We start from the raw sequence: 7,097 nt of genomic DNA on the forward strand, positions 1-7,097 counted from the left end.
GGAGGGGCACGACCGGCTCCGGCGGGGCTCCACCGCAGCTCAGCGCCCCCTGTACCCGTCGTCGTGAGGCCCGTTCGGTGTTCAGAGCATGAGGAGGAGGCGGGTGCTCGGGACGAGTTTGCGGTTGACGCTGGTGCTCTGGACGAAGATGGTGAAGTCGTCGTTGTGGTCGGGCTTGACGCGGGCTTCGGTGTCCGGGAGGCCGAGGAGGGCGCGGGCTTCGGGGCCGGTATAGACGCGGTCGGTCTTCTTTTCCAGGACGGCGATCTGCTTGCGTGCCTGGATCTTCTCGGACTTGCTGAGCTGGTAGAACGCGCCGCCGGTGCGGTAGGTGTGGCCGTTTTCGGTGACCCAGTCGCGGATGGCGGCGTCGCGGGTCACCGGGATCAGTGCGTAGGCGGCGGGGTCGGCCGGGGTGAGGCCCGCTGCCTTGATGGTGTCCTTGTTGACGGTGTCGGCGCCGGTGGAGAACACGGCGCGTGAGCCGCGGATGCCCTGGGTGCGGCCGACCATGAACTTCTCGGTGGCGTCCTGGATGACCTGTCCGGCTTCCTGGAGGCCTCGGGTGCTGGTGGCGTCCCAGATGGCGATGTTGTCCTGCGGGAAGCCGCATTGGGTGGCTTCGCGCTTGCCCGCCTGGTCGGGTACGAGGACGGCCAGCGTCCAGTTGTCCTGCTGTGTCTCGATCATCGTGGCCACGGCCTCGACCAGGGCGCGCGGGTTCTTGGCCGGGGCGTCGGGGCAGCGGTGGCTGGCGTTCTCCTGGCCGTCGGTGAGGACGAACGTCAGGAAGCTGTGGTCTCCGTACAGCTGGGCCGTCTGCGCCAGTTCCCGCTGGGACTTGAGGGTGGCCGCCAGCAGTGCCGTCATTCCGCCGGGCTGGTACATCTGCTGGAGGGACGGCATGCGCAGCACGTCCTTGTCGTAGATGACGCAGGACACGCGGTCCGCGAAGACGTACACCGTGACGCGGGTCTCCTGGTCCAGTTCCTGTGAGCGGCGGGCCAGGTAGGCGATCTGCTGGTCGGCGACCTCGACGACCTTGCGGCTCAGGTGCGACATGGACGAGCTGGCGTCCAGGACGAGGGCGACGTGGTTGATGTAGTTCTGGCTCTGGTTTTTGGGCATGGCGGGTCCCTCCCCGTTCGGGCCTCGACTCGGTGTGTCCGACTCGATGCTTCGATCTTGGCACCCGCCACTGACAATTGATCTTGGTTCAGTTGATCGTGGTTCAGCTGTTGGCGTCGCGGTGGTTGAAGCGGTAGGTCCCCGCCGCGAGGAGGAGCGCGGAGGCGATGAGGAGCACGCTCGCGTCGCCCCACTGGAAGCCGTTTCGCAGGGGCTCGCCGCCGATGTAGTAGTGGAACGGGGAGAGGTTGGCCAACCAGTCGGCCCCGATCTGCGCGGCCATGGTGTGCGCGATGTAGCCGAGTACGCCGACGACGGTGGCGCCGACGAGGACGGCGGCCTTGCTGCCGAAGGCGGCGCCGATCGCGAAGGCGAGCGCGGCGAACGTGATGGCGAGCAGGAACAGGTGCGCGCACTGGGCGAGGAACTCGCCAGGGGTGATGCTGGTGAGCTCCGCGCTGTCGCGGACGGAGAGCAGCGCCAGCCAGACGAGGAACGCGATCGCCGCGGCGCCGACGGCCACGCTCGCGAAGCGCTGGAGCACCAGTTTGGTGCGGGTGACGGGGTGGGCGAGCACCAGGTCCAGCTGTCCCGACTCCTCGTCGGCGGCGGTGGCGCGGGAGCCCGCGGCGACGCCGTAGACCAGGGCGAGCAGCGGCAGGATCAGGCCGAAGACGGTGGCATGGAGGTATCCGGCGGCGGTGGCGTCGATGTGCAGGGCGTCGCGCATCGCCTCGGGCAGGTTGTCGGTGTTGTTCTTCTGGTCCGGGTAGGTGGAGGCGTATCCGATGCCGACGACGGCGCAGCCGACGGCCCACGCGATCATCGAACGGCGGTTGTCGGCGAGGGATTTGGTGAACAGGGCGGTGCGCATGGGGGTGGTCCTCTCCGGTCCTGGGCGGGCCGCTGACGGGGCGGGCCGCTGGCGAGTGGGGCCGCTGACGGGTGGGGCGGGCCGCTGGCGGGGTGGGTGCGGGGGTCAGGCGGCCGGGGCCGGTTCGGTGCGCGGGGCGGACTCGGCGCCCTCGTAGTAGGTCTGGAAGAGGTCCTCCAGGGCCGGTTCGGTGGCGCGCAGGCCGGTGACGGTGTGGGCGGCGAGTGCCTTGATGAGCGGGTCGGGGCTGCCGGAGAACTGGCCGGTGAGGGTGGTGCCGGTGGCGTCGAGGCGCAGCCGGGTCGCGCCGGGGACGCGGGTGAAGGTATCGGCGGGTACGGGGGTTCCGAGGGTGATCTCGATGTCGCGTACGGCGTCGGCGCGCAGGCTCTCGACGCTGTCGAGGGCGACGAGGGCGCCGTCGCGGATGATGCCGACGCGGTCGGCGACGGCCTCGACCTCGCTCATGATGTGGCTGGACATCAGGACGGTCTGGCCGCTGGCGGCGGCTTCGGAGACCAGCTGGAGGAAGCTGTGCTGGACGAGCGGGTCCAGACCTGAGGTGGGTTCGTCCAGGATCAGCAGTTCGGGCCGGTGCATGAAGGCCTGGACCAGGCCGACCTTCTGCCGGTTGCCCTTGGAGAGTTTCTTGATCTTGGCGGTCTGGTCCAGGCCGAGGCGTTCGGCGAGGTCGTCGATGCGCGCCTGCGGCACGCCGCCGCGCAGCGCGGCGAGGAAGCGCAGGTAGCCGCGTACGTTCTGACGGCCGTCGCAGACGAAGTCGCCCGCGAGGTAGCCGACGCGGCGGCGGAGTTCGACGCCGTCGGCGCGGGGGTCGAGGCCCAGCACGACGGCGGCGCCCGAGGTGGGCCGGATCAGGTCGAGCAGGAGCCGGATGGTGGTGGTCTTGCCCGCGCCGTTGGGGCCGAGGAAGCCGAAGACCTCTCCGGCGCGCACGTCCAGGGTCAGGCCCGCCAGACCGCGGCGGGCGCCGTAGGTCTTGGTGAGCTCGCGGAGCTCGATCGCGTTCATCATGCCTCCGAACGTACCGAAGTTTCAGAGATCTGTAAAGACTCGGAATTTTGAGAGTTGTCGATACACTGGAGGGGCGTCAGGGAGTCCAGGACCCCTCCCTCAGCCCCACACCACGACCGAAGGAGCACGTGATGGACCGCGACGAGGCCGGGCTCCGCGCGACCGCGGAGAGGCTGGCGCTCTCTCTCGCCGAGGGCGGCATGCAGAAGACCCCGGCGCGGGTGATGGCCGCGCTTCTGTACACCCAGCAGGACACGATGACCGCCGGTGACCTGTGCGAACAGCTCCAGATCAGCTCCGGTGCCGTCTCCGGCGCGGTCAAGCAGCTCATCGGGATCGGCGTCGTCGAGCGGGTGCCCGCGCCGGGCAGCCGGCGGGACCACTACCGGTTCCGGGAGCACGCGTGGGCGACGATGATGGGCAACCAGAACGCGGTGCTCGGGATCATGGAGGACGCCGCGTCCGAGGGACTGCGGATCGCGGGCCCGGACAGCACAGCCGGACACCGGCTCGATGAGATGCGGGATTTCTACTCCTTCATGCGGCGCGAGATGTCCGCCCTCGTCGCCACGTGGCGCGAGCGGTACGACGCCGGGCGGGTGGCGTCCCCGCCGTCCTGACGCCGTCGCGCGAGGGCGCTGCACCACGTCCTACCCCTCGTCCAGGGCGCCCGCGCGCGGGCCGGGGTGTTGCTGGGGTGTTGCTCGGGTCAGCCCTGGGGGTGCCCTGGGGACGCGACCGCGCAGACTGGTCCGCATGACCTCGGACACGCTCCCGTTCGACCGATGGATTCTGCGCCCCGAGGCCCGGCACGGGGCCCCGCTGCGGCTGATCTGCGTGCCCTACGCGGGCGGCGGGCCCGCCGCGTACCACGCCTGGAGCCGGGAGCTCGGCGACGCCGTGGAGCCGTGGCTGCTGCGGCTGCCGGGCCGGGAGGCGCGGCTGAGCGACCCGCTGCTGTACAGCGTGGACGCGATCGTCCAGGAGGCCGCCGCGGCCATCGCGGCCGAACTGCGCGAGCCGTTCGCCGTGTTCGGCTACAGCGTGGGGGCCTGGATCGCCTTCGAGCTGGTACGGGAACTGCGCGAGCGGCACGGGCTGCGGGCCGCGCACCTGGGCGTGGCGGCCAGGCCCGCCCCGCACACGCCGGTGCGGCACCCTCCCATGCACACGCTGCCCGACGAGACCTTCCTCGACGTGCTGGACCGCCGCTTCCAGGCGATCCCGCCGGTGATCCGCGACTCCCCCGAGATGAAGGCGCTGTATCTGCCGGTGCTGCGCGCCGACACCACGGTCCTGGAGACCTACCGGTACCGTCCGGGCCCCCCGCTGGAGTGCCCCGTGTCCGCGTTCGGCGGCACCGAGGACGCGGACTGCCCGCGGGATGACCTGGCGGCGTGGGGCGCGGTGACGACGGGCGACTTCCGGCTGCGCATGCTGCCCGGCGGGCACTTCTTCCTCACCGCCCAGCGCGAACGCCTGCTGGCCGATCTCTCCCTCGATCTGTTCCGGTCCCTGGTCCCCTGAGCCCCCCCTTGCCGCCGGTCCGCCGACCCCAGAAAGCCGGGGTGCGCCAGGACCGGGGTAGGGCTGGGGTTGTTCCGCCCCTACCGCGGTCCTAGCGTCGCGACCAGCCGTGATGCCGTCCCGAGTCGAGGGGGAACCACCGCATGACCATCCAGGACGCGCCGACACGCGAGCCCTACTTCGTGGACGACGGGAAGTCGCTCCGCGCGTGGTCCCGGTACATGCGGGACCATCAGCCGGTCTTCTTCGACGAGACCATGGGGTGCTGGCGCATACTCCGGCACGCGGACGCGGTGCAGGCCTTCTCGGACTGGGCCGCGTTCTCCAACGACATGAACCGCGTGGTGCCGGCCCAGGAGTTCATCGACGGCAACCTCTCCGCGCTCGACCCGCCGGACCACAAGCATCTGCGCGGGCTGCTGAGCCAGGGCTTCACACCGCGGATGCTGACCCAGTTCACGCCGCGCGTCGAAGCGCTCGTGGCCGAGCTGCTCGACCGGGTCGCGGACCAGGACGAGATCGACATCGCCGCCGACCTCGCCTACCAGCTGCCGCTCAACGTCATCTCCGAGCTGCTGGGCGTGCCGCGCGAGGACCGGCCGGTCCTCCAGCGGTGCGCCGACGCGCAGCTCGCCCTCGCCGCCGAGGACCCCACCAACCCCGCGTTCGTGGCGGCCCGCGAGAAGGCCATGCAGGAGCTGCTCGGCTATCTGCGCGAGCACGCCCACAAGCGCCGCGTCCAGGCGCGGGACGACATGATCAGCCGACTCGTGCACGCGGAGGTGGACGGCCGCCGCCTCAGCGAGGACGAGATCGTCAACTTCTCGGCCCTGCTGCTGCTCGCGGGCCATCTGACGACCATGGGCCTGCTGGGCAACATGGTGAGCTGTCTCGACGAGCACCCCGAGGCCCTGGCGGAGATCAGGGCGGACCGCTCCCTGATTCCGGGCGCCGTCGAGGAGATCCTGCGGTACGTGCCGCCGGTGCCGGACGCGGGCCGGGTGACGAACACGGAGCTGACGCTCGGCGGCGCGACCATCCCCGCCGACCAGCTCGTGATGATCTCGCTGCAGTCGGCCAACTGGGACGAGCGCGCCTTCGCCGACCCGGACCGCTTCGACATCCACCGCACGCCCAACCACCAGCTCGCCTTCACCCACGGCATCCACATCTGCCTGGGCGCCCATCTGGCCCGTCTGGAGGCGAAGGTCGCGCTGGGCGCTCTGCTGGACCGGTATCCGACGCTGCGCGTGACCGGGCGCGAGTGGTACCAGACGCACGCGCTCGCCACGCCCAGGCATGTGACCGTGGCCGTCGAGCGGGCTGGCTGAGCCGTGAAGTTCGACGGGATGTACCTGAGCGGAGTGGGCGCGTATCTGCCCGAGCAGGTCACGATCGAGGACGCCATCGCGGCCGGTGACTGCGACGAGTCGCAGCGCGGGACGGGGTGGGTCGGCGCGTTCGTCGCCGGTGACGTGTCCGCTCCCGAGATGGCGGTCGAGGCGGGACAGCAGGCCCTTGAGCGGTCCGGGCACACCGCCGACGACATCAGCGTCCTGGTCCATGTCGCGGCGGGCCACCAGGGGCCCGACTCCTGGACGCCCCAGCACTACATCCTGCGCCACACGGTGAACCGGGAGATCCCGGCCATCGGGCTGCGGCAGGGGTGCGAGGGCATGCTCGCGGCCACCGAGATGGCGGCGTGCTTCCTGCTGGCGTCGCCGGAGCGGACGGCGGCCCTGATCACCTGTGCCGACAACTTCGGCCATCCGCTGGTGGACCGGTTCCGTTCCCATCACGGCCTGGTACTCGGGGACGCGGGTACGGCGACGGTGCTGTCCCGGCGCGGGGGTTTCGCCCAGCTGCTGGCCCTCAACTCCGTCTCCGCCCCGGAACTCGAGGAGATGAGCCGCGGCGGCGAGCCGCTGTTCCCGCCCGGCTGCACGATCGGCGCCAAGATGGACCTGGAGCGGCGCGCGGCTGACTACCAGGGCAGCCTGACCCCGGCGGACGCCGGGAAGACCGCCGGTGCGGCCCAGGCGCGTACGGCCACGAGGACGCTCGCCGAGGCGGGGGTCGGCATCGGCGACATCGCGCGCGTGGTGCACCCCGCGGCGGGCAACGAGGACTACCTCCAGTACTTCCTCGGGCCGCTGGGACTCAAGGCCTCTCAGGGCACCCTGGAGTTCGGCCGCCAGAGCGGGCACCTGGGGGCCAGCGACGCCATCGCCGAGTTCCACCACCTGGTCGAGCACAAGGAACTCCAGGCCGGTGACCACGTCCTGATGTTCGGGGTGGGCTCGGGCCTGGGCCTGTCCTGCGCGGTGGTGCGGATCCTGGAGCAGCCGCGCTGGAGCTGACGCCGGTGGCATGACGAGGGGCCCGCCTGGCAGGCGGGCCCCTCGTCATGCCGTGCGCGTGCGGTGCGGGTCAGCGGTCGTAGTACCAGGACATGCCGCCCGCCGCGGACCCGGCGGCGACCGCGGCGTCGGCGGCGCTGGGGACGCGGCCGGACGGCGGCGCGGTACGGGGG

General features: G+C 71.2%; 7 protein-coding genes. 4 read left to right on the forward strand and 3 right to left on the reverse strand.

Translation table 11 applies throughout. The annotated features are described in order from the left end of the window. Nucleotides 1-81: 81 nt before the first annotated feature. From ACX6XY_RS24335 to ACX6XY_RS24345, 3 genes are all read right to left on the reverse strand, one after another. Nucleotides 82-1,128 (reverse strand): vWA domain-containing protein, encoded by a 1,047-nt coding sequence (locus ACX6XY_RS24335; protein ID WP_460334661.1) that lies wholly within the window; start codon nt 1,126-1,128, stop codon nt 82-84. Between the two features lie 103 nt (nt 1,129-1,231). After that, on the reverse strand, nt 1,232-2,002 hold the full coding sequence (locus tag ACX6XY_RS24340) for an ABC transporter permease subunit (RefSeq protein ID WP_460334664.1): 771 nt from the start codon (nt 2,000-2,002) through the stop codon (nt 1,232-1,234). Between the two features lie 105 nt (nt 2,003-2,107). Then, a complete protein-coding gene (locus tag ACX6XY_RS24345) occupies nt 2,108-3,037 on the reverse strand; it encodes an ABC transporter ATP-binding protein (RefSeq protein WP_460334667.1) in 930 nt (309 codons plus the stop codon). A gap of 131 nt (nt 3,038-3,168) precedes the next feature. Here ACX6XY_RS24345 and ACX6XY_RS24350 point away from each other — a divergent pair, with 131 nt between their 5' ends. The 4 genes from ACX6XY_RS24350 to ACX6XY_RS24365 all read left to right on the forward strand — a co-directional run bounded on the left by ACX6XY_RS24350 (nt 3,169) and on the right by ACX6XY_RS24365 (nt 6,924). Then, the gene (locus ACX6XY_RS24350) at nt 3,169-3,657 is read left to right on the forward strand and encodes a GbsR/MarR family transcriptional regulator (RefSeq protein WP_460334670.1); all 489 of its coding nucleotides are present in this window, start codon (nt 3,169-3,171) and stop codon (nt 3,655-3,657) included. Nucleotides 3,658-3,793: 136 nt separating this feature from the next. Further along, the gene (locus tag ACX6XY_RS24355) at nt 3,794-4,564 is read left to right on the forward strand and encodes a thioesterase II family protein (protein ID WP_460334672.1); all 771 of its coding nucleotides are present in this window, start codon (nt 3,794-3,796) and stop codon (nt 4,562-4,564) included. A gap of 143 nt (nt 4,565-4,707) precedes the next feature. Continuing rightward, nucleotides 4,708-5,895: a cytochrome P450 gene (locus ACX6XY_RS24360; protein ID WP_460334675.1), complete on the forward strand. Its 1,188-nt coding sequence runs from the start codon at nt 4,708-4,710 to the stop codon at nt 5,893-5,895. Nucleotides 5,896-5,898: 3 nt separating this feature from the next. Beyond that, the gene (locus ACX6XY_RS24365) at nt 5,899-6,924 is read left to right on the forward strand and encodes a ketoacyl-ACP synthase III family protein (protein ID WP_460334678.1); all 1,026 of its coding nucleotides are present in this window, start codon (nt 5,899-5,901) and stop codon (nt 6,922-6,924) included. Nucleotides 6,925-7,097: the final 173 nt, after the last annotated feature.

The sequence above is a fragment of the Streptomyces sp. O3 genome, assembly GCF_054788135.1.